Origin of the sequence: Azospirillum sp. TSH20, from assembly GCF_003115935.1 — a bacterium.
GTDB lineage: Bacteria > Pseudomonadota > Alphaproteobacteria > Azospirillales > Azospirillaceae > Azospirillum.
Window position 1 is genome coordinate 60,627 of the sequence record NZ_LGQU01000001.1, and the last position, 22,168, is coordinate 82,794.

General features: G+C 68.3%; 20 protein-coding genes. 5 read left to right on the plus strand and 15 right to left on the minus strand.

What is annotated here, in order from left to right; translation table 11 throughout:
- Nucleotides 1-29: 29 nt before the first annotated feature.
- The 13 genes from TSH20_RS00300 to TSH20_RS00360 all read right to left on the minus strand — a co-directional run bounded on the left by TSH20_RS00300 (nucleotide 30) and on the right by TSH20_RS00360 (nucleotide 12,840).
- Complete coding sequence (locus TSH20_RS00300) at nucleotides 30-845, minus strand: amidohydrolase family protein (protein WP_109072836.1); 816 nt, start codon at nucleotides 843-845, stop codon at nucleotides 30-32.
- On the minus strand, nucleotides 838-1,623 hold the full coding sequence (locus TSH20_RS00305) for an enoyl-CoA hydratase/isomerase family protein (RefSeq protein WP_109072837.1): 786 nt from the start codon (nucleotides 1,621-1,623) through the stop codon (nucleotides 838-840). Before TSH20_RS00305 ends, TSH20_RS00300 begins: the two co-directional genes overlap by 8 nt.
- Nucleotide 1,624: 1 nt before the next feature.
- A complete protein-coding gene (locus tag TSH20_RS00310) occupies nucleotides 1,625-2,824 on the minus strand; it encodes an amino acid ABC transporter substrate-binding protein (protein ID WP_109072838.1) in 1,200 nt (399 codons plus the stop codon).
- A 52-nt stretch (nucleotides 2,825-2,876) separates the two neighbouring features.
- Entirely contained in the window at nucleotides 2,877-3,293 is a 417-nt protein-coding gene (locus TSH20_RS00315; RefSeq protein WP_109072839.1) for a Zn-ribbon domain-containing OB-fold protein, read from the minus strand.
- Entirely contained in the window at nucleotides 3,293-4,456 is a 1,164-nt protein-coding gene (locus TSH20_RS00320) for a thiolase family protein (RefSeq protein ID WP_109072840.1), read from the minus strand. Before TSH20_RS00320 ends, TSH20_RS00315 begins: the two co-directional genes overlap by 1 nt.
- A 24-nt stretch (nucleotides 4,457-4,480) precedes the next feature.
- Nucleotides 4,481-5,203 (minus strand): ABC transporter ATP-binding protein, encoded by a 723-nt coding sequence (locus TSH20_RS00325; protein WP_109072841.1) that lies wholly within the window; start codon nucleotides 5,201-5,203, stop codon nucleotides 4,481-4,483.
- On the minus strand, nucleotides 5,200-5,982 hold the full coding sequence (locus tag TSH20_RS00330) for an ABC transporter ATP-binding protein (protein WP_109072842.1): 783 nt from the start codon (nucleotides 5,980-5,982) through the stop codon (nucleotides 5,200-5,202). Before TSH20_RS00330 ends, TSH20_RS00325 begins: the two co-directional genes overlap by 4 nt.
- Complete coding sequence (locus TSH20_RS00335) at nucleotides 5,975-6,943, minus strand: branched-chain amino acid ABC transporter permease (protein WP_109072843.1); 969 nt, start codon at nucleotides 6,941-6,943, stop codon at nucleotides 5,975-5,977. Before TSH20_RS00335 ends, TSH20_RS00330 begins: the two co-directional genes overlap by 8 nt.
- A complete protein-coding gene (locus TSH20_RS00340) occupies nucleotides 6,940-7,821 on the minus strand; it encodes a branched-chain amino acid ABC transporter permease (RefSeq protein ID WP_109072844.1) in 882 nt (293 codons plus the stop codon). The genes TSH20_RS00335 and TSH20_RS00340 overlap by 4 nt, the downstream gene beginning before the upstream one ends.
- Nucleotides 7,822-7,833: 12 nt before the next feature.
- Nucleotides 7,834-9,015 (minus strand): acyl-CoA dehydrogenase, encoded by a 1,182-nt coding sequence (locus tag TSH20_RS00345; protein WP_109072845.1) that lies wholly within the window; start codon nucleotides 9,013-9,015, stop codon nucleotides 7,834-7,836.
- Complete coding sequence (locus TSH20_RS00350; protein WP_199231973.1) at nucleotides 9,012-10,601, minus strand: AMP-binding protein; 1,590 nt, start codon at nucleotides 10,599-10,601, stop codon at nucleotides 9,012-9,014. Before TSH20_RS00350 ends, TSH20_RS00345 begins: the two co-directional genes overlap by 4 nt.
- A 103-nt stretch (nucleotides 10,602-10,704) precedes the next feature.
- Nucleotides 10,705-11,622 carry a hydroxymethylglutaryl-CoA lyase gene (locus TSH20_RS00355; RefSeq protein ID WP_109072847.1) on the minus strand — a complete coding sequence of 306 codons (918 nt, stop codon included), beginning with the start codon at nucleotides 11,620-11,622 and terminating at the stop codon, nucleotides 10,705-10,707.
- A gap of 3 nt (nucleotides 11,623-11,625) precedes the next feature.
- Nucleotides 11,626-12,840: a CoA transferase gene (locus TSH20_RS00360; protein WP_109072848.1), complete on the minus strand. Its 1,215-nt coding sequence runs from the start codon at nucleotides 12,838-12,840 to the stop codon at nucleotides 11,626-11,628.
- Between the two features lie 285 nt (nucleotides 12,841-13,125).
- Between TSH20_RS00360 and prpR the strand changes: the two genes are divergently transcribed.
- Entirely contained in the window at nucleotides 13,126-15,114 is a 1,989-nt protein-coding gene (gene prpR / locus TSH20_RS00365; protein ID WP_109072849.1) for a propionate catabolism operon regulatory protein PrpR, read from the plus strand.
- Nucleotides 15,115-15,121: 7 nt separating this feature from the next.
- Here the strand turns inward: prpR and TSH20_RS00370 are convergent, their stop codons facing one another.
- The gene (locus tag TSH20_RS00370; RefSeq protein ID WP_109072850.1) at nucleotides 15,122-16,612 is read right to left on the minus strand and encodes an AMP-binding protein; all 1,491 of its coding nucleotides are present in this window, start codon (nucleotides 16,610-16,612) and stop codon (nucleotides 15,122-15,124) included.
- Complete coding sequence (locus tag TSH20_RS00375; RefSeq protein WP_109072851.1) at nucleotides 16,609-17,775, minus strand: acyl-CoA dehydrogenase family protein; 1,167 nt, start codon at nucleotides 17,773-17,775, stop codon at nucleotides 16,609-16,611. The genes TSH20_RS00370 and TSH20_RS00375 overlap by 4 nt, the downstream gene beginning before the upstream one ends.
- Before the next feature lie 208 nt (nucleotides 17,776-17,983).
- Here TSH20_RS00375 and TSH20_RS00380 point away from each other — a divergent pair, with 208 nt between their 5' ends.
- From TSH20_RS00380 to TSH20_RS00395, 4 genes are all read left to right on the plus strand, one after another.
- Complete coding sequence (locus TSH20_RS00380; protein WP_109072852.1) at nucleotides 17,984-18,814, plus strand: phytanoyl-CoA dioxygenase family protein; 831 nt, start codon at nucleotides 17,984-17,986, stop codon at nucleotides 18,812-18,814.
- 5 nt (nucleotides 18,815-18,819) lie between these two features.
- Entirely contained in the window at nucleotides 18,820-19,935 is a 1,116-nt protein-coding gene (locus TSH20_RS00385) for an alcohol dehydrogenase catalytic domain-containing protein (RefSeq protein ID WP_109072853.1), read from the plus strand.
- Nucleotides 19,928-20,731 (plus strand): enoyl-CoA hydratase-related protein, encoded by an 804-nt coding sequence (locus tag TSH20_RS00390; RefSeq protein WP_109072854.1) that lies wholly within the window; start codon nucleotides 19,928-19,930, stop codon nucleotides 20,729-20,731. Before TSH20_RS00385 ends, TSH20_RS00390 begins: the two co-directional genes overlap by 8 nt.
- Nucleotides 20,732-20,835: 104 nt before the next feature.
- Nucleotides 20,836-22,119: an ABC transporter substrate-binding protein gene (locus tag TSH20_RS00395; protein WP_109072855.1), complete on the plus strand. Its 1,284-nt coding sequence runs from the start codon at nucleotides 20,836-20,838 to the stop codon at nucleotides 22,117-22,119.
- Nucleotides 22,120-22,168: the final 49 nt, after the last annotated feature.

Below are 22,168 nucleotides of genomic sequence, written 5' to 3' on the forward strand. Positions count from 1 at the left end.
AGATCGATGCGACCGCCGGGGCCGGCTCCTCAGGCAAGCCCCAGCAGGCGGCGGGCGTTGCCGCCCAGGATCTCCGCGCAATCCCCATCGGTCAGGTCGGAGGCGAGGATTTCCAGCAGGGGGAACGGAACGCTGAACAGTTTGGGCGAGGAGTAGAAATCCGTACCCAGCAGCAGCCGCTGCACTCCCGCCTCGCGCACGAAACGCTCGATCATGTGGGAAACCGGAACCATCACCCCGGTGTCGAACAGGATGTTCGGATGGCGCCGGGCGATGTGCGGCATCCAATGGGCGAAATCGGGAGACGAGAAGGCGTCCAGCGCGACGAATTGGACATCGCGGAAGCGTTCGGCCAGAACCTCCAGCTTCCAAGGGGATTCCAGCTTGGAATCGCCGATGATGTGGATGAAGGCCGGCACGCCGTGATGACGAACGCGCTCCAGCAGCGCGTCCATGCGCGGATGGTCGATGGCGCAGCCCTGGAACCGGTGGTGCCAGACGATGCCCTTCATCCCGAGAACCTGGATGCAGCGGTCGATCTCGTCCAGCGCCGCGTCCCCTTCCAGCGGGGAAACGGTGGCGAGCGCCGCCGGGAAACGGTCGCTCCAGCGGTCGCGGTACTCCGCGACCTGATCGTTGACGCGGCGGGTGTCGGCGATGCCGTTCGGGGCCTGATAGCCGTTGGATGGCATCAGCAGGGCCTGGGCGATGCCGTTGCGGTCCATGAAGGCGATCCGCTGCTTGGCATCTGCAGTCATACCGCCCGAAGCGCCGCCGCCGACAATGTCGAGCGAGCCGACATGGTGATGCAGGTCGAAGACCTGGAAGGATTTGGCGTCACGCATCCGATGTCCTCCAGAAATCGCTGTAGTCGGGCCGCCGTCGGTCGCGGAAGGCTCCCAGCCCTTCCGTCCATTCGCCGGGAGGCACTTCGGCCAACATCGCCCGCACTGCCGTCCAGTCGAGCGGCGCCGCGCGGCGCACCGCGCGCTTGATCGTGGCGATGGCCCCCGGCGGCGCACCGTCGGTGATGGCCCGTGCCAACTCCACCGCGCTGTCCACGGCGTTTCCGGGCGGGACGACGCGGGAGACCAGTCCCAATGCTGCCGCCTCCTCTGCCCCGATGCGGCGGCGGGTCAGGATCAGGTCCAGGGCATGGCGCGGGCCGGCGATCTGGGCCAGCCGCGCCAGCCCGGTGTTGGGCACCACCCCCAGCCCCAGTTCGGGCAGCGCGAAGACGGCGTCCGCCGCCGCGACCACCAGATCGCAGCACAACGTCAGCTCGAACCCGCCGCCGAGCGCCCGGCCATGGACGGCGGCGACGGTCGGGCGGGAATAACCGTCCAGCCGCTCGAACAGGTCCATCGGCGTCGGCCCAATCGGCGGCGTCCCACTGGGTGCCGGCGTTATCCAGCCGGCGTCCAGCAGGTCGCCGATGTCGGCCCCGGCGCAGAAGGACGGGCCGTCGCCGGCGATGACCAGGGCTGAGGCCTGGCGTGCCTCGGGCCGGTCGAGCGTGGCGAGCAGGTCGGCCACCAGATCGGCGGCCAGCGCGTTGTGGCGGTCGGGCTTCGCCAAGGTGATCAGCCCGACCGTTCCGCGCCGTTCGAAGCGGACCGTCATCTCACGGGGCCGGATAGACGAGCGTGCCGCTCGCCTTGGCCGCCGGATAGACGATCTCCTCGCCCTCCTTGCGGTGCTGGACGATGACCATCGTCTCGTCGGACAGAAGCTGGTGCAGGCCGCCGCCTTCCGACGGCCGGTAGCCGATCTTGCCGTAGGGGGTGTCGAAGGTGGCGGTGGAGAGTGCCTGGCGCACCTTGTCCTGGTCCAGCGTGCCGGCGCTTTCGATGGATTTGGCCAAGGTCATCATGCCGACATAGCCCTGGGGGAAGACGGGGGCGATGGTCTGGCCCTTGGCCTCCACCTTGCGGATCAGCTCGGCGGCGGCCGGGGTGCGGTCGGCGGTGGACCATTCGGTGATCATGGTCAGCCCCTCGCTCATGTCGCCATAGTCGGCGCGGCGGTCGCCGGCCGACACCACCATGGTCAGCTTCGGCTTGATCCCCAGGCTCTTCATCTGGCGGACGAGCTGGAGGTTGTCGCCCGAATAGCCGACGGAGAAGAAGGCGTCGGGGTTCAGCGACTTGACGCGGGTCAGCACCGGCGAGAAGTCGGGCGAGCCGGATTTGAACGGCTCCTTCATCACCAGCTTGATCCCGGCCTTGGTCAGATATTCCTCGGCATATTTGGCGGCGTCGGCGCCGTAAAGCCCGTCCTCATAGGCCAGAGCCACCGTCTTGACCTTGGGGTCGATGGAGGCGAGGAAGCTCGAAGCCGCCTTCTGGCGGTGATAATCCCAGATGTAGACGTGATGGTACCAGTCCTCGGTACCGAAGGTCTTTTCCAGCCGGACGGACGAGGAACCGGTGTGGATGAACAGCGGCTTGTAGCGCTTGATGCTGGACAGCAGCGCGAAGTCCGCCGTGCTGCCGTAACCGCCGACGAAGGCGTAGACCTTGTCCTCGGTCACCATCTTGGAGGCGATGGTGGCGGCGGTGTTGGGCTCGCTCTTGGTGTCCTCGATCAGCAGGGAGACCGGACGGCCCAGCAGGCCACCGGCGGCGTTGATCTCGTCCGCCGCGAACTGCACGCCGGCCAGGATGGTCTGGCCGCCCACCGCCAGCACGCCGGTCAGCGGCAGCGGCACGCCGATCCGGATCGGCTCCGCCGTCTGGGCGGCGGCCGGGGTCGGGCCGGTCATCGCCAGTGCTGCGATGCCCAATGCTGCGGCGCCGGCCGCCAGCCGTTTCACGAAGCGCATGGTTTCCTCCTGTTTTTATGGTCGTTGTCCGCGGGTGGGTTCCACCGCCGGTTCAGCCGGCGGCGGCGCGTTCGAAGAAGGGGTATCGGCGCTCATCAATCTGGGGAAAGACGACGGACACGGCATCGCCGCTCCGCACGGCCGCGGCATCGCCGCCGATCAGCCGGCTGAGCATCCGCGGGCCTTCGGCCAGATCGACCAGCACCACCGTGTAGGGAAGCTGGCCGTCCCACGCCCCGCCCTGGAAGGCGACATGGACATGGCTGTGCGAGAAGACGGTGCCCCGGCCCGACATCCGCTGCCAGCCGAGCGCGGTGTCGCCGCAGAGCGGGCAATGCCGGCGCGGGTAGTAGAAGAGATGACCGCAGCGTCCGCATTTGGGGAACAGCAGTTCTCCCCGGTCGCAGGCATCCCAGAAGGGGGCGCTGGCCCCGGTCGGGTTCGGCGGGGTGGCGAGCAGATCCAGCATCAGGGTTTCTCCAGAATCATGGCGCCGCAGACCGAGAAGATGCCGCCGTTGCCGCTGACCAGCGCCCGGCGCGCGCCCTCCACCTGCCGCCGCCCGGCCTCGCCGCGCAGCTGTCGCACCGCCTCGGTGATGTGGAGCATCCCGCCGATGTGGGCCTGGGACAGCAGGCCGCCATGCGAGTTCAGCGGCCAACGGCCGCCGAGATCCATGGCGCCCGAGCGCACCAGCGCCCCGCCCTCCCCCGGCCGGGCGAATCCCAGCGCCTCAAGCGTCACCAGGACCGAGATGGTGAAGGCGTCGTGCAGGTTGGCGATCTGGATGTCCTCCGGCCCCAACCCGGCAGCCTCGAAGGCGTCGGCACCGGCGGCGGCCATCCCCAGTCCGGGAATGTCCGGCATCAGGGCCACCGAATTGTGGGTGGTCTTCATGCCGATGGCGCGGATGGCGACGCCGCGGCCGCGGCCCTGCGGCGCCCGTCCGGCCCGCGTCAGGACCAGCGCACCGCCGCCGTCCGACACCAGCGAACAGTCGAGCAGGCGCAGCGGGCTGCTGATGAGGCGGCTGGCCCGGTAATCCTCCAGCGTCATCGGCTTGCGCATCTGCGCGTTGTCGTTGAGCAGCGCGTGGCGGCGCGTGACCAGGGCGACCGCCGCCAGATCCGCGTCGGTGGCGCCGTAGAGGTCGAGATAGCGCTGGGCGAGCAGGGCGTAGGGGATGACCATGCCGTGCAGGCCGAACGGCTCCTCCCACTCCTCCCCGCCCAGCAGATTGTGCATGTGCAGGCCCTGGGCGCCGACGGGGCGGCCGGTCAGGGCGTTCTCGCCATAGACGCAGGCGGCCACCTCGCAATAGCCGCTCTCGATGGCCCAGACCGCCTGCTGCAGCATGGTCATGCCGGTGACGGTGCCGCCGACATCGACCGTGCAGGCGAAGCGGGGCGCCACGCCCAGATGCTCGGCCAGCGTGGACGAGAACATGCTGTTGGGGGTGGCGTAGGGATCGAGGTTGATCAGCCCGTCGAGATCGGACAGGGCGAAGCCCGCGTCGCGCAGCGCCGCGAGAACCGCCGCCGCCTGGATTTCGACCGGCGACCAGCCGGGCAGGCGACCGACGGGGGTTTCGCCGATGCCCGCGATGACGACGTCGGAACCGACTGCCGGCATGGGGTGTGCTCCGTTTCCGCTGCGTCAGATGCCCAGATAGGCGCTGCGCAGCTTCTGATGGTTGACGACCTCTGCCATCGGTCCGGAGAGGGCGGTCCGCCCCTCCTCCAGCACGACGCAATGGTCGGCGATGTGGGTGGCGTAGCCGACATTCTGTTCGGCCATGACGATGGCGCAGCCGGTCTCGCGCTTGATCTTGGCAAGCGTCACGAACAGCTCCTCGACGATGATCGGGGCCAGCCCGGCCGAGGGTTCGTCCAGGATCAGGGCCGACGGCTCGGCCATCAGGGCGCGGCCGATCGCCAGCATCTGGCGCTGGCCGCCGCTCATGGTGCCGGCGATCTGGCGGCTGCGGTCGCGCAGGATCGGGAAATAGCCGCACACCATGTCGCGCAGCTGCCCATAGGGCCCCTGCCGCCGCCGACCCGCCGCAGCGCCATGGGCGCCCAGCAGATTGTCCTCGACGCTCAGGTTCGGGAAGCAGCGCGCCCCGTCCGGCACCAGCACCACGCCATGGGCCGGAAGCTGCCACGGCGCGCAGCCGCTCAAGTCCTCGCCGTCGAGCGCCAGATGGCGGCCGCTGGTGGCGACGGTGCCGGCGAGCGCCCGCAGCGCCGTGGTCTTGCCGGCACCGTTGGAGCCGAGGATGACGAGCATGTGCCCGCTCTCCACCGCGATGTCGAGCTGGTGGAGGACGCGCAGGCGGTCGTAGGAGGCGCCGCCGATCCGTCCGACGAAGCGGCTCATGTGGCGAACCCCTTGCCCAGATAGGCCTCCCGCACCGCCTGGTCGGCCAGCACCGTGGCCGGCGCGCCTTCGGCCAGCAGGCGGCCGTTGTTCAGCACCACGACGCGGTGGCACAGGCTGGTGATGACGCGCATCAGATGCTCGATGATCACGATGCTGATCCCCTGTTCGTGGACGTTGCGGATCAGGCCCATCACCTCCACCGAATCCTCGTGCGACAGGCCGGCCATCGCCTCGTCCAGCAGCAGCAGGTCCGGCGCGCAGGCGAGCGCGCGGGCGATCTCCAGCCGCCTGAGGTCGGTCACCGACAGGTCGCCGCAGTAACGGCGGAACAGCGGCCCCAGCCCGCAGAAGGCGGCGATGGCGGCGGCGTCGCCCAGCCCCAGCAGCCGGTGGCGGTCGCGCCCGGCATAGAGCAGCGGAACCGACAGCACCTCCTCGACGGTCAGGGTGGGGGGGACGCGCGGGATCTGGTAGGTGCGGGCCATACCGGCGCGGACGATGCGGTCGGGACGCCGCCCGGTCACGTCGCCGCCATGCAGGCGGATGCGTCCGCCGCGGACGGGAAGCTGGCCCGATACTGTGTTGACCAGCGTGCTCTTGCCCGAGCCGTTGGGGCCGATCAGGCCGGTGATCTCACCCGCCGCGATGGACAGCGACACCCCGTCGAGCGCCTTCAGGCCGCCGAAGGCCACGGTCAGATCCTCGACCGCCAGGATCGCGCCGCCGAATGGCTGCGCAGACCGCCGGGTGATGTCGGGAGAGGCTGTGTCACGCATGGCGTTCCCGCTCCTTCTTCTTCTCGCCGGCCGTGGTGCGGCGTCCGGCCAGCGTTCCGGCCTTGCGCAGCAGGCCGACGATCCCCTGCGGCATGCCGATGACGAACAGGATGATCACGGCGCCGTAGACCACCTGATAGCCGGTGCCGCCGATCACCGAGCGGGCCACCTCCTCCAGCGCCTTCAGCGCGATGGCACCCAGCAGCGGGCCGATGGTTGTGTCCATTCCGCCCAGCGTGGCGATGGCCAGCGGCAGCACGCTCCAGTTTGTGGTGAAGACGTCGGTCGGCACGACATAGCCATAGAGGCCGCCGTAGCAGGCGCCGGCCAGACCGATCAGGACGCCCGAGACGATGAAGGCGAAGATCTTCATGCGCACCACCGGCACGCCGCTGGCCGCGGCCAGTTCCGGCTTGGTGCGGATCATGAAGAAGGCCGGGCGGAAGCGCAGGCCGAGCAGCGCGTCCGACAGGGCCACCGCCGCCAGCAGCAGCAACCCGATCAGCGCGAGCTGCCAGCGCGGATCGCCGTCCGCCAGCACCGGCGGGGCGATGCCGCCCGAGCCGCCGGTCACGTCGGGGAAGACCACGACCAGCACCTGCATCGACAGGGCGAAGCCCAGCGTGGCGATGGCGAAATACATCCGGCGCAGCCGCAGGGTCAGCAGGCCGAGCAGCGTCGCCGCCAGCGCGCAGACCACCACGACCGCGATCCAGGCCAGCGTCAGCCCGATCAGCGGCTCGAAGATCGCCAGCGTGTAGGATCCGATGCCGAAGAAGGCCGCCGATCCCAGCGACACTTGGCCGGTGCGCGACAGGATGTCCCAGGCAAGCGCGGTGATCGCGGTGATGGCGACGCCGATGGCGAGCTGGATCCAGAAGGGCTTGTCGATCCAGACCAGCGCCAGCGTGACCAGCAGGATGAGGATATAGGGGAGGAGCCGCGTCAGTCCGGTCTTCATGCGCGCCGCTCCGATCCGAACAGGCCGGTGGGCCGCACGACCAGCACCAGGACAATGATGACGAAGGCGACGCCGTAGCCCCAGCTTCCCCCGCCCGGCACGAAGGTGGCGGTCAGGTTCTCCGCCGCCGACAGCAGCACCGCGCCGATCAGCGCGCCGCCGATGCTGCCCAGCCCGCCAAGCGCCACAATGGCAAAGGCGCGCATCACCAGATCGACGCCGACCAGCGGCTGGACATAGAGGATCAGCGCCACCAGGCCGCCGCTGACGCCGGCCGTCAGCCCGCCGATCAGGAAGGACAGGCGGAACATCCGCGTCACGTCCACCCCGGCGAGGACCGCCAGCTGCGGGTCGTCGGCGGCCAGACGCAGCAGCAGCCCCTGGCGGGTGTGCCGCATGAACCAGATCATCCCGGCATAGAGCGCGATGCCGACCAGCAGCACGACCAGATTGTTGCCGGGAACGATGACATCGCCGAGATGCAACGCCGGCAGCAGGGGCGGGGCGTGCATCACGCGGGCGTCCGGCGTCCAGGCGATCATCGCCAGATTGATCAGCAGGATCGACAGGCCGATGGTGGCGAGGATCTGGTTGTGCTCATCCTGTTTCAGCACCCTCGACAGGAAGCCGTCGAAGACCAGCCAGGACAGGGTCGTCATCGCCAGACCGGCCAGGACCATTCCGGCCAGCGGCGGCACGCCCGCCGTCTCGTACAGGAAATAGGTCAGGAAGGCGCCCAGCATGACGAACTCGCCATGCGCGAAGTTGATGATGCCGGTGACGCCGAATTCCAGGGTGAGGCCGGAGGCGATGGCGGCGTAGAGCCCGGCGGTGGTCAGGGCCAGCAGCAGGGATTGGGCCAGGAGCGTGGTTTCCATTCGCGATTGTCCTCACATCCGGTCGATCAGGCTGCGCGCGATCTGGAGCCGCTGCATCTCCGAGGTGCCCTCGCCGATGCGGAAGCCGCGCGCGTCGCGATAGATGCGTTCCACCGGCAGGTCGGCCATGAAGCCGGCCCCGCCGAAGATCTGGAGGACCCGGTCGGCCACCCGCCCGACCATCTCGGTGCAGTAGAGCTTGGCGCGCGAGGCGGCGATGCGGGCGTCGGGATGCCCTTGGTCCGACAGGCGCGCCGCCTTGGCGCAGAGCAGCCGGCCGGCATCGATCTCCACGTCGCAATCCGCCAGCATGAAGGCGATGGCCTGATGGTCGGCCAGCCGTTTGCCGAAGGTGGTGCGGTCGCGGGCATGGGGCACCGCCAGATCGATCAGCCGCTGGGCCATGCCGACGCAGCGGCAGGACACGAACAGCCGGTCGTTGTTGATGGTCGCCATCATCACGCCGAAGCCGGCGCCGGGCGCGCCCAGCACATGGTCGTCCGGCACGAAGCAGTCGTCGAAGCTGAGCGCCGAGAGGTGGTAGCCGTGCCAGCCCAGCTTGCGGAAGCGGCGCTCGACGATGAAGCCCTGCGACCCGCGCGGCACGATGAAAGTGGTCAGCCGCCCCTTCAGCGGCGCGTCACGGTCGGTCACCGCCAGCACGATGGTGTGGTCGGCGGTCTCCGCATGCGAGATGAAGGTCTTGGCGCCCGACAGCCGCCAGCCGCCGTCGGTCCGCCGCGCCCGCGTCCGCAGCGCGTTCAGGTCGGACCCGGCGTCCGGTTCGGTCAGGGCGTAGGCGACGGTGCGTTCGCCGCGCATCAGCGGTCCGACGAACCAGTCGCGCTGGGCAGCGTCGGCGAACAGCAGCGATCCCGGCAGATGGCCGCAGGCTTCGGCGAGTGGCATGCTGGTGTGGCCGGTCGCCTCGTCGATGGCCGAGATGGCGATCCGGCTCAACCCTGGCCCGCCGATCTCCTCGGGCATGTTGTAGCCGTAGATGCCGAGATCGGCGGCCGACCGGCGCAGATCGCGCATCAGGCCGGGATCGACGTCGTCGGCGCGGTCCACCGCCTCCTCGTGCGGCCGCAGGGAGGTCTGGACGAAGCCGCTCACCGTGCGGACAAGGGCGTCGAGCTCGGCGGCGTCGTCGCCGGTGGCGGCGGCGGCATAGGTGGACAGGCTGTCGCTCATGATGGCTCCACCGTCTGGCTATCGACCCAACTTTCGACCCAGCTTTCGATGACGCCGCGCTGCACCTTGCCGGTGGTGGAGCGGGCGATGCGCTCGGGCGGCACGAAGTGGATGGCCTTGGGTTGCTTGAATCCGGCCAGCTCCCGCCGGCACAGGGCGGACAGCTCGGCGGCCTCCAGGCGGGGGTTGGCGGACACCACCACCGCCACCGGGATTTCGCCCCAGCGGGCGTCCTTCCGGCGCACGACCACGGCGTCGCGCACGTCGGGATGGCCGACCAGCACGCGCTCGATCTCCGCCGGGTAGATGTTCTCGCCGCCCGACTTGATCAGGTACTTGGCACGGTCGACGAAATCGTAGAGCCCGTCCGGCCGGCGGCGGAGCAGGTCGCCCATGTGGAACCAGCCGTTGCGGAAGTCCTGCCGGGTCGCCGCCTCGTTGTTCCAATAGCCGCTGAACAGCGTCGGGCCGCGCATGGCGAGTTCGCCGATGCCGCCGTCGGGAACGTCGTTGTCGTCCGGGTCGACCAGCCGGATTTCCGCCCCGACGCTCGGCGCCTTGCCGAGATCGCCGGTGGCGCCGCGAGGAAGCTGACGGCCGGAGAGGGGAGGGGTGCCGGTCTCGGTCGATCCGAAGCAGTTGAGGAAGTCCGCGCCCAGCAGTTCGCTCAGCCGCGCCACCTCGGCGGGTGGCGACAGGTCGGCCATCACGCCGCAGGTGCGCAGCCCGCGCGGTCTGACGTCGCGCCGTTCCAGCACCTCGATCATCCGGCCCAGCGTGCCCGGCATGATCGACACCCATTCGAACCGCTCGGTCTCGATCTTGTCGGCGATCCGGTCGGGATCGAAGGCGTCGAGCACGATCACCCGCCCGCCGGTCAGCAGGGCGTAGTGCGCCGGCTCGGTGCCGCCCATGTGGTAGAGCGGCGGCCAGCACAGGTTCGTGTTGCCCGGCCGCACCCCCAGGTCGAACGGCGCCGCCGCCATGCGGGCCAGCTGGCTGCGATGGGTCAGCACCGCCCCCTTGGGCAGGCCGGTGGTGCCGCTGGTGTAGAGGATCAGCAGGGGATCCTCCGGCTCGGCGACGTCCGGCGGCGTGTCGGCGGAGGCGGCGGCGAGGCGCCTCTCCCACTCCGCGCCGAATTCGATCACCGGGATCCCGGCGGTGGCGGCGTCGGACAGGATGCCCGCATGCCGGGGCGAGACCAGGATCGCCGTCGGCGCGACGAGGCCGATGCAGTGTTCCAGCTCGCGTGGGCTGAGGCGCCAGTTCTGGCAGGCGGTGATCGCTCCCAGCAGGGCGCAGGCAAGTTGCGTCTCGATGTATTCGAGCCGGTTCTCGGACAGCACGGCGACGCGGGCGCCGCGCGTCACCCCCAGTGCCGCCAGCGCCGAGGCGCTGCGGTTCACCCGTTCGGCGAGCTGAGCGAAAGTCAGGATGCGGACCTCGTCCTGGCCGTCATCCTCGATGGCGATGCGTTGCGGATAAAGCCGCGCGGTGGAAAGGAACAGGCTTCCCACGGTGGAGGCAGCGGCCCGCGCCACCAGTGCGGCGGCCGGTCGGTCCATGCCGGTTGTCAAACTCATGACCAAGCTCCTCCCTGCTTTTCATTGGATCGTTGAGGACTTTATTCCCTTTTGCGTCTGAACTATCGGCAAAGCAAATGATGTCGAATATTCTGGTATGCACTCAACCGGGAACTCCGGTGGGCTGCGCGTGGCTGCGTCTCAGCCACGGCATGGCCCGTCCGCCCAGCGGCCGGCCCAGCAGGCGTCCGGCGACATCCACCGCGTCGATCAGGGCAGGCAGATCGACGCCGGTGGCGAGGCCTGATTTCTCAGCCAGCAGCACCACGTCCTCGGTGGCGAGGTTGCCGGCGGCGCCGGGGGCGAAGGGGCAGCCGCCGATCCCGCCGGCGCTGGCGTCGAGCCGGCGGATGCCCGCCTCGATGGCGGCATGGGCGTTGGCGATGCCAAAGCCGCGCGTGTCGTGAAAATGCATGCCGATCCGTTCCGCCGGCAGGCTGGGAAGCAGCGCCCGCAGCAGGGCGGTCACTTGGCCGGGAGCGGCGGCGCCGATGGTGTCGGCGATCACCACCTCGTCGGCGCCGATGGCGGCGAAGCGCTCCGCCAGACGGATGACGGCGGCCGGCTCCACCGGCCCTTCGAACGGGCATTCGAAGGCGACGGCGACATAGGCGCGCACGGCGATACCCGCCTCCAGGGCGCGGCCGATCACCTCCTCGGCGGCGGCGGTCGCCCGATCCAGCGTCATGTTGATGTTGCGCCGGTTCATCTCCTCCGTCGCCGCCACCACGGTGGCGATCTGCGGTGTTCCGCAGGCCAGCGCCCGGTCCAGGCCGCGCCCATTCATGGCAAGGGCCGAGACATCCACGCCCGGCAGGGAGCGGATTCCGGCGACGATCTCCTCGGCATCGGCCATCTGCGGCACGGCCTTGGGCGAGGCGAAGCTGGCGGCCTCGATCCGCGTCAGCCCGGCCTCGGCCAGCCGCCGGATCAGCTCAAGCTTTCCGGCGGTGGGAACGAGGATCGGCTGGTTCTGCAATCCGTCGCGCGGGGCAACTTCGGTCAACAGCAGGCGGTCCATGGCTCACCCCACCCGTCCGGCGCGGCGCAGTTCGCCGATGCGTTCGGGCCCGTAGCCCAGCAGCGCTTCCAGCACCTCGTCGGTGTCGTGGCCCAGCTCTGGCGGGGCGGTGAAGCGGTCGGGCTTGCGGCCGGACAGCTTGCCCCCCGAAAGTTTGATCGGGTTGCCCGGCATCCGCACCGTGCCGCCCTGCGACAGCGGCACCTCCACCACCATGTCGCGGGCGACCACCTGGGGATCGGACATCGCCTGGGCGAAATCGTTGACCGGGCCGCAGGGCACCCGCGCTTCGCGCAGCCGGGCGAGCCAGTTGGCGGAGCTGTCCTTGACCAGTTCCTCCCCGACGATCCGCTCGATCCGCTCCTTGTCGGCGTAGCGGCCGGGTTGCAGGCGGTAGTCCGGCGCTTCCAGCTCCGGCCGCCCGATGACCGGCAGCAGCCGCTCGAAGAAGGCGTCCCCGATGCAGGCGATGATGATGTGGCCGTCGGCGGTCCTGAAGGTGTTGTAGGGAACATGGACGAAATGGCCGTTGCCCAGCCGTTCCGGCACATGCCCGGACATCAGGTGCATCGTGCCCATGTAGTTGAGCAGCGAGATCTGCACGTCCAGCATCGACACGTCCACATGGCGGCCGACGCCGGTCCGCTCCCGCTCCTGCAACGCGGCGAGCACGCCCAGCGCGCCGAACAGTCCGCCGCCCAGGTCGCCGATGGGAATGCCGGACCGCAGTGGCGGTCCGTCGGGCAGGCCGGTGATGCTCATGCCGCCGCCCATCGCCTGCACCACCTGATCGAAGGCGGGCCGGTTCGGATCGGGACCGTCGCCGCCGAAGCCGGTGACCGAGCAGGTGACGATGCGCGGGTTGACCGCCGACAGCGACGCGAAGTCGATGCCCAGCCGCTCCGTCACACCGGCGCTGAAATTGTCGAACACCACGTCGCTCTTGCGGACGAGGTCGAGGAAGACCGCGCGCCCCTCCTCGCTTTTCAGGTCGATGCAGACGCTGCGCTTGCCGCGGTTGAGCGTGAGGAAATAGGCCCCCATGCCGTGCCGGGAATAATCGGGATCGCCGGCCAGCAACTGCCGCGTTCCTTCGCCCCGACCCGGTGGTTCGACCTTGATCGTCTCGGCCCCCAGATCGGTCAGCAGCATGGTGCCGTAGGGACCGGACAGCATGTGCGTCAGGTCGATCAGCCGGATGCCGTTCAGTGGTGCCATACCCTTCGCCCCAGATGCTTCGTTTGCGGAATGTTTGTTCGCTCATCAATCAGCAAGCGGTGTGCCAATCCGGTACCCGATGATTTTTTCTTTCAATATCAATCGATTGGTGATTCGGGGGACTGAGAGAGGCGTTTCATGAAACGGGTGGCTTGTTGCGAAGAAACGTGTCATGAAACATTTGTTTGCAACGCTGATGAAACGGCGGCAGTCCCGGATCGATGTCGCCGGCCCCGTCGGGACGGATGCGGAGGGCGGATGGCCGGGGGGTAAGGAACCATGCCAATGACGTTGGGCTATCCGAACAATGGGCGGTTGCGGCTGTGCTTTCTCAGCTACCGCCATCTCACCCGGCTGGCGCGTGCGGTTCTGGACGAATATGCCCAACGTGCCGAGATCGAGGTGATCGACCAAGCTTATGAGGCGGCATTGGCCGTGGCGCGGGAGCGCGAGGCGTCGGGTGCGGTGGACGCCTTCGTCAGCGCCGGCGCCAATGCCAGCTACCTGCGCAGCACCGTGAAGTCGCCGGTCGCCACCATCAAGGTCGGCGGCTACGACATCCTGCTGGCGCTGCTGAAGGCGCGGGAGCGGTCGAACCGGGTCGGTATCGTCATGCACCGCCGCATCATCCCGGAACTGGACGCCATCAAGGGGCTGCTGCGGACCGAGGTGGAGCAGGGCTGCTACGAGACACCGGACGAGGCCGTCGCCTGCGTCAAGGGCATGGCTGAGCGCGGCTTTCCCGTCATCATCGGGTCGAGCGTGGTGGTCGAGGCGACCGAGCGGCTGGGAATGGAGGGCATCCTGGCCTATTCGGTGGCGGGCGTGCGCCAGGGGCTGGACGACGCGCTGGAAATGGCCCGCATCGCCCGGCTGGAAAATGCACGCTACAGCCAGTTGAACGGCGTCCTCCAGAATGTTCAGGAAGCGGTGCTCGCAGTCGATCCGGCCGACCGGGTGACGGCGGTCAATCCGGCGATGGAAGCCCTGCTGGGCTTTCCCCCGAACGCCATTCTCGGCCGGGTCGCGGCGGAGGTGGCGCCGGAACTGTCGTTGCGCGGAGTGCTGGGCAGCGGCGAGGCGGAAAAGGGCAGTGTCCTGACGTTCCGCCGCCGCGACTGGATCGCCAACCGCATCCCGATCCGCGAGCATGGGCAGGTCACCGGTGCCATGATCACGGTCTACGACGCCCGCGCCATCAGCGAGGCGGACGTCAGCCTGCGGTCCCAGACCCGGCGGCGCCCCAACCGGACGACCCGCTACACACTCGACGACATCCGCGGCGACAGTCCGGCCATCGAGCAGGCACGAGCCACGGCGCGGCGCTTCGCGGCGAGCGACCTGACGGTGCTGATCTCCGGAGACAGCGGGACGGGGAAGGAACTGTTCGCCCAGGCCATCCACAATCTCGGCCCGCGCTCCGGCCGCCCCTTCGTGGCGATCAACTGCTCGGCCTTTCCGGATTCCCTGCTGGAATCGGAGCTGTTCGGCCATGAGGAGGGGGCCTTCACCGGGGCCCGCAAGGGCGGCAAGGTCGGGCTGTTCGAGGCGGCGCACACCGGCACGCTGTTCCTCGACGAGATCGGCGACATGCCGCTGGCCCTGCAAACCCGGCTGCTGCGCGTGCTTCAGGAGCGCGAGATCGTGCGTCTGGGCAGTGTCGTGCCGGTTCCGGTCGATCTGCGGGTGATCGCGGCCACCCATCAGCCATTGGAGGAACTGGTGCCGCAGCGCGCGTTCCGGGCCGACCTGCTTTACCGGCTGAACACGCTGCGCCTGCGCCTGCCGCCGCTGTGCGACCGGGTGGAGGATGTGCCGGTGCTGGCCGAGGGGTTCGTCGCCGCCTGCCTGGAGCGCACCGGGATCCGGCTGGCGCCTTCGGTCGTCGTCGAGCCTTTGAAATCCCGGCTCGCCAGCTACCGTTGGCCGGGCAACGTGCGCGAACTGGAGAATATCTGCGAGCGTCTGACCATGCTTGTTCTGCAATTCGGCACCGTCGAGGATATTCCCGCCGGGATTCTGCGTCATGACTGTCCTGAGCTGTTTCTCGAACCGCCTGGGCAGGACAGGCCGGCCGGCGGGAACGGGCATGGGGCTGCGGGCCAGGACAGCGGCGACGCGCGCGCCGCCATCGAAAGCGCCTTGTCCCGCACCCACGGCAATCGGGCGGAGGCGGCGCGCGCTCTGGGCATCAGCCGGGCGACGTTGTGGCGGCGCATGCGCCAGCTTGGTCTCGGCGGTTCCGCGGATGGCGAGGATGCCGCAAGGGATTAGCGGCGCATCACCCCTTGTGCCGCCCCAGATCCACGATGTCGCCGGGATGGTCGTGCAGCAGATGGCGCTGAACCTTCTGGGTGGCCGTCTTCGGGATTTCCGTCCGCAACTCGACGAAGCGCGGACACATGAAGGCGGGGATGCGGCCGGTCAGGAATGCCGGTAGTTCCCTCGGGTCGAAGCCGGGGCGGGGAACGATCACCGCCTTGATCTCCTCGCCGAGAATGTCGTCCGCAACGCCGACGACTGCGCAGTCCTGAACGGCCGGATGCTTCAGCAGGGCCGTTTCGATCTCGACGGGGGCGATCATCTCCCCGGCGCGCCGGATCAACTCCTTCATCCGGCCGTCGAAATGCAGGAAGCCGTCGGCGTCGATCATGCCGCGGTCACCGGTATGCAGCCACAGGTTCCGCGTCGCCGCCACCGTCGCTTCGGGTTTTTTCCAGTAGCCGTCGAACATCAGGCCGGGACGGCGGGGACGGACGACGATCTCCCCCTTCTCGCCGGGAGGGAGCGGGGTGTCGTCGGCATCGACCACGCACAGCTCGGTGTCCGGCCGTGGCGCGCCGACGCTGCCGAACTTGGCGGCCTGCGCCGTGTTCATCGACACCCAGCCGCCGGTCTCGGTCATGCCGTATAGTTCGCGCACGGCGATACCCAGCCGCTCCTCGATCTCGCGCCAGACGCCGGGGGGCGCGCCGCCGCCGACCGCCCAGCGCAGGGAATGGCCGCGCTCCGGCCCGGTCAGCCGCTTGGCGAGGATGCTCAGCACCGTGCCGACATAGGTGAAGCCGGTGGCGCCGTAACGCCGCGCATCCTCCAACAGCCGCGACGCCGAGAAGCGCGGCAGCAGCGCAATGGTTGCCCCGGCCCGCAGGCAGGACATCACGCCATACATCTGCGGGTTGGCATGGAACAGCGGCAGGAACAGCAGGATCCGGTCCTCGTCCGTCAGCTCCAGCGCCGCCGCCATATGCTCGCCCGCCAGCTCGTAGCAGGCGTTCGGGATGACCGCCCCCTTCGGCAGCCCGGTGGTGCCGGAGGTGTAGAGGATGGCGTTGGCCGTGCCGCCGGGCAGGGCGAGGCGGCGGCGCGGAGTCCACTCGCGGCCGGACGCCGTCTCGAAGCGGTCGTTCATCGGCAACAGCGCCGGAGCGGAGGCGGGCAGGGCGGGGAGAAACTCCTCTTCGGCGATCAGCAGGGAGGCTTCGCTCTGTTCCAGCAAATAGCGCAGCCCCTCGCCGACCAGGGCGGTGTTGAGTGGAACCGTGATGGCGCCGAGTTCCGACAATGCGAACCATGCGACGAGAAAACCGGGCCGGTTGCCGACCATCATTGCCACGGTCTGGCCGGCCGTCACGCCCTGCGTGGCCAGCCGCTCGACGGCGTTGTCCACCAGCGCCGCCATGGCGCCGTAGGTGATGGTGCGGTCCCCGAACAGCAGGAAGGGACGGTCGGGCGTGGCGGCGGCGCGGGCATAGAGCGGATCGGCGATCACGACAGCGCCTCCTGCTGCCGGATCACATGCTGTTGCAGCCGCTTGGCGATGGTGTTCTTGAGGATTTCCGACGATCCGCCGGCGATTTCGTAAGCCTTGGCGTCGCGCAGGTACCGTCCGAAGCGCGCCGATTCCATGACGCCGTAGGCGCCGCAGATCTGCACGGCGCGGGCGGCGGTATCTGTGGCGACCCGGCTGGCAAGCAGCTTGGCCTCGCTGCCGAAACGGGCGATGTCGTCATGGTCGTCCAGCTTGCGCGCGGCTTCGTAGGTCAACAGCCGGGCGGCGTCGATTTCCGCCAGCATGTCGGCGAAGTACCATTGGATTCCCTGGAAATCGAGGATCTTGCGGTCGAAGGCACTGCGCCCGGCGGCAAAGGCCAGGGCACCGTCGAAGGCAGCCCTCGCGATGCCGAGACTGATGGCGGCGGCCATGGTCCGCGAATAGTCCAGCGTCGTCACCGCCTGGCGTACGCCCTTGCCCTCCACCCCGATCAGATGATCGGCAGGCAGCGCCACCCGATCCAGCACCAGATCGACGTGCGGACCGTTGCGCAGGCCGAAGGTGGCGGCGTTCGGACCTTCCTCCGTCGATACGCCGTCCATGCCCTGGCGGACGAAGAAGGCAGACACGCCGACCGGCGTTTGCGCCAGGATCACATAGGCTTCCGCCGCCGAGCCGGAGGTGATGAAGGACTTGCGCCCACTCAGGATCCAGCGGTCGCCGTCGCGCACCGCTTTGGTGTCGAGGCTGCGGATGTCGCTGCCGTGGTTGGCCTCGGTGAGGGCGTAGGAGGTGATGAGTCCGCGGCCGAACTCCGGCAGCACCGCCCGCTTCAGGCTGTCGGCGCCGAACAGGTGGATGATTGTCTGGGCCTGCAGGATGGTGATCAGGCTGATGCCGACGGCGGCGCTGGCGTAGGAGGCTTCCTCGAACAGCGCCGCGCAATGGGCGAAGCCCAGACCGCGCCCGCCGAGTTCCTGCGGCAGGGTCAGGCTGGTGTAGCCCCGACGGGCCAGTTCCTTAATCGCCGCCACCGGATAGATGTCCTCGCGATCGACGGCGTCGGCGTCAGGCTCCACATGCTCGGCGACGGCGCGCCTTAGCGGAACAAGGAAATCCGGTTCGACCAGATCGGTCCACAACGCTGTCGGCATCTGCATCGGCCATGTCCTCCCTTTGGATCCTGTCGGCATCGACGCCGGTCGTCGGCTCAATGCGGCCGAACGAGCCGGTCCGTCCCCCACGCCTTTTGTTCAATGTGCTGATCGTTGACAATTTCCATTGAACGCGTTTGCATACGATAATATGGTACCGATATATCGGCTGTACATCAACAGTATCTTCAATTCAGAACCGAGGGAGGATGCCATGAGGCTGACCGATGCGCAGATGGCGGAGTATGAGGAGCGCGGATATCTGGTGTTTCCCGACCTCGTGTCGCGCGAGGAGGTGGAAATCCTGCGTCGCGACCTGCTGAGGGTGACGGGAAATGAAGCCGAAGGGGTGATCCGTGAGAAGAGCGGCACCGTTCGGACGGTCTTCCGCGTTCACGACGAACGCAGCCCGACCGCCTCGCCGCCGTTCCAGGCTTTGGCGACGCTGCCGCGGGTGATCGATCCGGCGCGCCAGGTGCTGGGCGACGAGCCGGTCTATGTCTACCACACAAAATGCAACCTGAAGGACGCGATCGACGGCGCCATCTGGCAGTGGCACCAGGATTACGGTTATTGGAAGACCGACGGCGTCGATCGGCCGGATATGACCACTTCGCTGCTGATGCTGGACGAGGCAACGGAGATCGGCGGCTGCCTGTATTTCATCCCCGGCAGCCACAAGCTGGGCCGGCTCGATCCTGAGATGGACGAAACCACGACGTCCTACAAGCTGTGGACCGTGCCCAAGGATCAGGTCATCGACATCATGCAGCGCTTCGGCGACCCGGTGGCGATCACCGGCAAACCGGGCACTGTGGTGCTGTTCCATCCGAACATCGTCCACGGCTCCGGCCACAACATGTCGCGCCATTCGCGCTGGCACATCTACACCGTCTACAATCAGGTCTCCAACCGGCCGCATGGCGTCGAAAATCCCCGCCCCGAATGGGTGGTGGCCCGGAACTGCGAGCCTCTGCAGACCGGTAGCGACGACGGCATCCTGCGTTGGGCCGAGGCCGGAATCCGACGGCCGGCGGCGGAGTAGGGTGGATGGCGGGATCGACCTTCCAGGCGGCGGTGCTTCGCGAGACGGGAGCGCCGCTGTCCATCGAACCGCTCACCCTGGCGCCGCTGGAGTCGGGCGATGTGCTGATCCGCATGCATGCCGCCGGCCTGTGCCACACCGACCGCGAGGCGATGACCGGAGCCTTCGCGGTGCCGCCGCCGGTGGTGCTCGGCCATGAGGGCGCTGGCGTGGTCGAGGCGGTCGGCTCCGCGGTGCAACGGGTGAAGCCGGGCCAGCATGTGGTGTGCACGATCTACGCCGCCTGCGGCCAATGCTATTACTGCCGCCATGACCAGCCGATGCTGTGCGACATGGTGGTGCCCAACCATCGCGCCGCCACCCTGTCGGCAGGCCGCAAGCGGCTGCGCGATGCCGCCGGGGCAGAGGTCGGCCATTTCCTAAGCGTCTCGTCCTTCGCCGAATATGCCGTGGTGCCGGAGGCCGCGGCGATCCCGGTGCCGGACGAAATGCCGTTCGACCGTGCCTGCCTGCTGGGGTGCAGCGTCATCACCGGCGTCGGTGCGGCGCTGCGCGTCGCCCGTGTCGGCCTGGGCGACAGCGTGGTGGTGGTCGGCTGTGGCCCGGTCGGGCTGAACGTCGTGCAGGGGGCAAGGCTGGCCGGAGCCGGGGCGATCATCGCCGTCGACCGCCGCGCCGACAAGCTGGAGCGCGCCAGCGCTTTCGGCGCCACCCACACCATGCTCGGCGGCGAGGATCTGGCCACCCAGGTGCGCGCAATCACCGGCGGGCGCGGGGCCGACCACGCCTTCGAGGCGGCGGGCGTCATCGGTTCGTTACAGGATTCGGTGAACTGCACCCGGCCGGGCGGCAGCGTCACCATTCTCGGCAAAACCGATCCCAACCGTCTGGTCGAGTTGCGCTTTGGCTCGATCAGCGGCGAACGGCGCATCCTGCGCTCCAGCCTGGGCGGGGCGAAGGCGGCCGACGATTTCCCGGCCTATGCACAGGCTTATCTCGACGGCCGCCTGCGTCTGGACGAGCTGATCGACCGGCGCCTGCCGCTCGGGTCTATCAACGAGGCCTTCGAAGACGTGGAGCGCGGCGACGTGATCCGCGCCGTGGTGGTGATGCATGAGTGACGATACGGACGAAAGCGCTGGCACGGTCCGGCTGGAACGCCGGGGCGCCGTCGCGATCCTGACGCTGGACGCGCCGAAAACCCGCAACGCCGTCACCGATCCACCGGTGTTGAACCCGCTGGTGGCGACGCTGGAGGAGATGAGAGACGACCGCTCGGTGCGCGTGCTGGTGGTGACCGGCGCCGGCAAGGCGTTCAGCGCCGGCGGCAACATCCATGACATCCGTGACCGGCGCGGCATGTTCGGCGGCCCCGCCGACCAGGTGCGCAACGCCTACCGCGACGGGGTACAGCGCATCCCACGCGCCATGGCTGCTCTCGAGATCCCAGTGATCGCGGCGGTGAACGGCCCGGCTTATGGCGCCGGCTGCGATCTGGCCTTCATGTGCGACCTGCGCATTGCCGGGGAGTCGGCACGCATCAGTTCAAACTTCGTCAAGCTGGGGCTGATTTCCGGCGACGGCGGGCTGTGGTTTCTGACGCGCGTCGCCGGACCGGCCGTCGCCGCCGAGTTGGCCTTTACCGGACGGGCCGTCGGCGGGGTGGAGGCTGCGGCCCTGGGGCTGGTTTCCCGCGTGGTGCCGGACGCCGAGCTGATGCCGACGGCGCTCGCTCTGGCGGAGGAGATTGCCGCGAATCCGCCGGAGGCGGTTCGGATGACCAAACGTATGCTGCAGCAGGCAGACCGGGTCGACCTTTCCACCATGCTGGACATGGCGGCGGCGTTGCAGGGCATCTGCCATGCGGGAGAGGAATCCCGTCTGGCCATCGCGGCGACGATGAAGCCGGCCACTTAATTCTGTGCATTTCAGCCGCTGTAAGGATCGGCGCCCAACGACCGACCCGCCAAGAGTAAGGCTTCAGACAACCAGACGATCACCTGAAAAGGGAGGGACGATCCATGATGAAACTCGTGTCCCACGGGTTCCTGGCCGCCACGGCTGCCGGCATCGCGCTGGCGTTCGGCACGCTATCCTGGCCGGCCGCGGCCCAGACGACCACCACTCAATCTGCGCCTGCCAAGAAGGCGACCGGCCCCATCCGCATTGGCGTGCTGACCGACCTGTCCGGCTCGCTTGCCGACCTCAGCGGCAGCGGCAGCCTCGAGGCGGTGAAGATGGCGGTGGAGGATTTCGGCGCCTCCGTGCTCGGCCGTCCCGTGGAGGTGCTTTCCGCCGACCACCAGAACAAGGCCGACATCGGCGTGCAGATCGCCGCCGACTGGTACGACAACAAGAATGTCGAGGTGGTGATCGACCTGCCCAATTCGGCGGTGATGCTGGCGATCCAGGAACTGACCCGGCGCAAGAACAAGATCGTCTTCGGCACCGCCGGCGGCTCATCGGACTTCACCGGCAAGGCCTGCTCGCTCAACGGCATCCACTGGGTCTACGACACCTATGCGTTGGCCGCCGGGACCGGACGGACCATGGTGAAGCAGGGCGGCGACAGCTGGTACTTCATCACGCTCGATTATTCCTTCGGCCTGTCGCTGGAGCGCGACACCGCCGCCTTCGTCACCGGGGCCGGCGGCAAGGTTCTGGGCTCGGCCCGCCATCCGCTGAACAGCGCCGACTTCTCCTCCTACCTGCTGCAGGCACAGGCGAGCGGGGCCAAGGTCATTGGGCTTGCCAACGCGGGTGGCGACCTGATCAACACCGTCAAGCAGGCGGCGGAATTCGGCATTACAAAGCAGGGCCAGAAACTGGCCGGGCTTTTGATGTTCCTGTCCGACATCCATGCGCTCGGCCTGGAGACGGCGCAGGGGTTGGTGCTGACGGAGGCCTTCTACTGGGATCAGAATGAGGAGACCCGCGCCTTTTCCAAACGATTCTTCGACCGGACCGGCCGCATGCCGACCATGGTGCAGGCCGGCAATTATGGTGCGATCACCCATTACCTGAAGGCGGTGAAAGCGGCCGGCACCATTGATGCGCCGACCGTGATGAAGACGATGCGCGACACGCCGATCAACGACTTCATGACCAAAAACGGCCGCATCCGCGAGGATGGCCGGGTGTTGCGCGACATGTATCTGTTCGAGGTGAAAACCCCGGCGGAATCCAAAGGTAAATGGGACTATTACAAGCAGTTGGGCGTCATTGCCGCCGCCGATGCGGCCCGTCCGCTGGCGGAGAGCGAATGCCCGCTGATCCGCAAATCCGCCGACGCCGGCAAACCGTAATAGGACGGGGAAGTTTGCGGCGCCTGTACCCGCTTGCGTCCTCCGTCCT

Bases quoted from the DNA above. Each gene is read 5' to 3' on its own strand.
- TSH20_RS00300 (WP_109072836.1), bottom strand. From the start codon at position 845: ATGCGTGACGCCAAATCCTTCCAGGTCTTCGACCTGCATCACCATGTC.
- TSH20_RS00305 (WP_109072837.1), bottom strand. From the start codon at position 1,623: ATGACGGTCCGCTTCGAACGGCGCGGAACGGTCGGGCTGATCACCTTG.
- TSH20_RS00310 (WP_109072838.1), bottom strand. From the start codon at position 2,824: ATGCGCTTCGTGAAACGGCTGGCGGCCGGCGCCGCAGCATTGGGCATC.
- TSH20_RS00315 (WP_109072839.1), bottom strand. From the start codon at position 3,293: ATGCTGGATCTGCTCGCCACCCCGCCGAACCCGACCGGGGCCAGCGCC.
- TSH20_RS00320 (WP_109072840.1), bottom strand. From the start codon at position 4,456: ATGCCGGCAGTCGGTTCCGACGTCGTCATCGCGGGCATCGGCGAAACC.
- TSH20_RS00325 (WP_109072841.1), bottom strand. From the start codon at position 5,203: ATGAGCCGCTTCGTCGGACGGATCGGCGGCGCCTCCTACGACCGCCTG.
- TSH20_RS00330 (WP_109072842.1), bottom strand. From the start codon at position 5,982: ATGCGTGACACAGCCTCTCCCGACATCACCCGGCGGTCTGCGCAGCCA.
- TSH20_RS00335 (WP_109072843.1), bottom strand. From the start codon at position 6,943: ATGAAGACCGGACTGACGCGGCTCCTCCCCTATATCCTCATCCTGCTG.
- TSH20_RS00340 (WP_109072844.1), bottom strand. From the start codon at position 7,821: ATGGAAACCACGCTCCTGGCCCAATCCCTGCTGCTGGCCCTGACCACC.
- TSH20_RS00345 (WP_109072845.1), bottom strand. From the start codon at position 9,015: ATGAGCGACAGCCTGTCCACCTATGCCGCCGCCGCCACCGGCGACGAC.
- TSH20_RS00350 (WP_199231973.1), bottom strand. From the start codon at position 10,601: ATGAGTTTGACAACCGGCATGGACCGACCGGCCGCCGCACTGGTGGCG.
- TSH20_RS00355 (WP_109072847.1), bottom strand. From the start codon at position 11,622: ATGGACCGCCTGCTGTTGACCGAAGTTGCCCCGCGCGACGGATTGCAG.
- TSH20_RS00360 (WP_109072848.1), bottom strand. From the start codon at position 12,840: ATGGCACCACTGAACGGCATCCGGCTGATCGACCTGACGCACATGCTG.
- prpR (WP_109072849.1), top strand. From the start codon at position 13,126: ATGACGTTGGGCTATCCGAACAATGGGCGGTTGCGGCTGTGCTTTCTC.
- TSH20_RS00375 (WP_109072851.1), bottom strand. From the start codon at position 17,775: ATGCAGATGCCGACAGCGTTGTGGACCGATCTGGTCGAACCGGATTTC.
- TSH20_RS00380 (WP_109072852.1), top strand. From the start codon at position 17,984: ATGAGGCTGACCGATGCGCAGATGGCGGAGTATGAGGAGCGCGGATAT.
- TSH20_RS00385 (WP_109072853.1), top strand. From the start codon at position 18,820: ATGGCGGGATCGACCTTCCAGGCGGCGGTGCTTCGCGAGACGGGAGCG.
- TSH20_RS00390 (WP_109072854.1), top strand. From the start codon at position 19,928: ATGAGTGACGATACGGACGAAAGCGCTGGCACGGTCCGGCTGGAACGC.
- TSH20_RS00395 (WP_109072855.1), top strand. From the start codon at position 20,836: ATGATGAAACTCGTGTCCCACGGGTTCCTGGCCGCCACGGCTGCCGGC.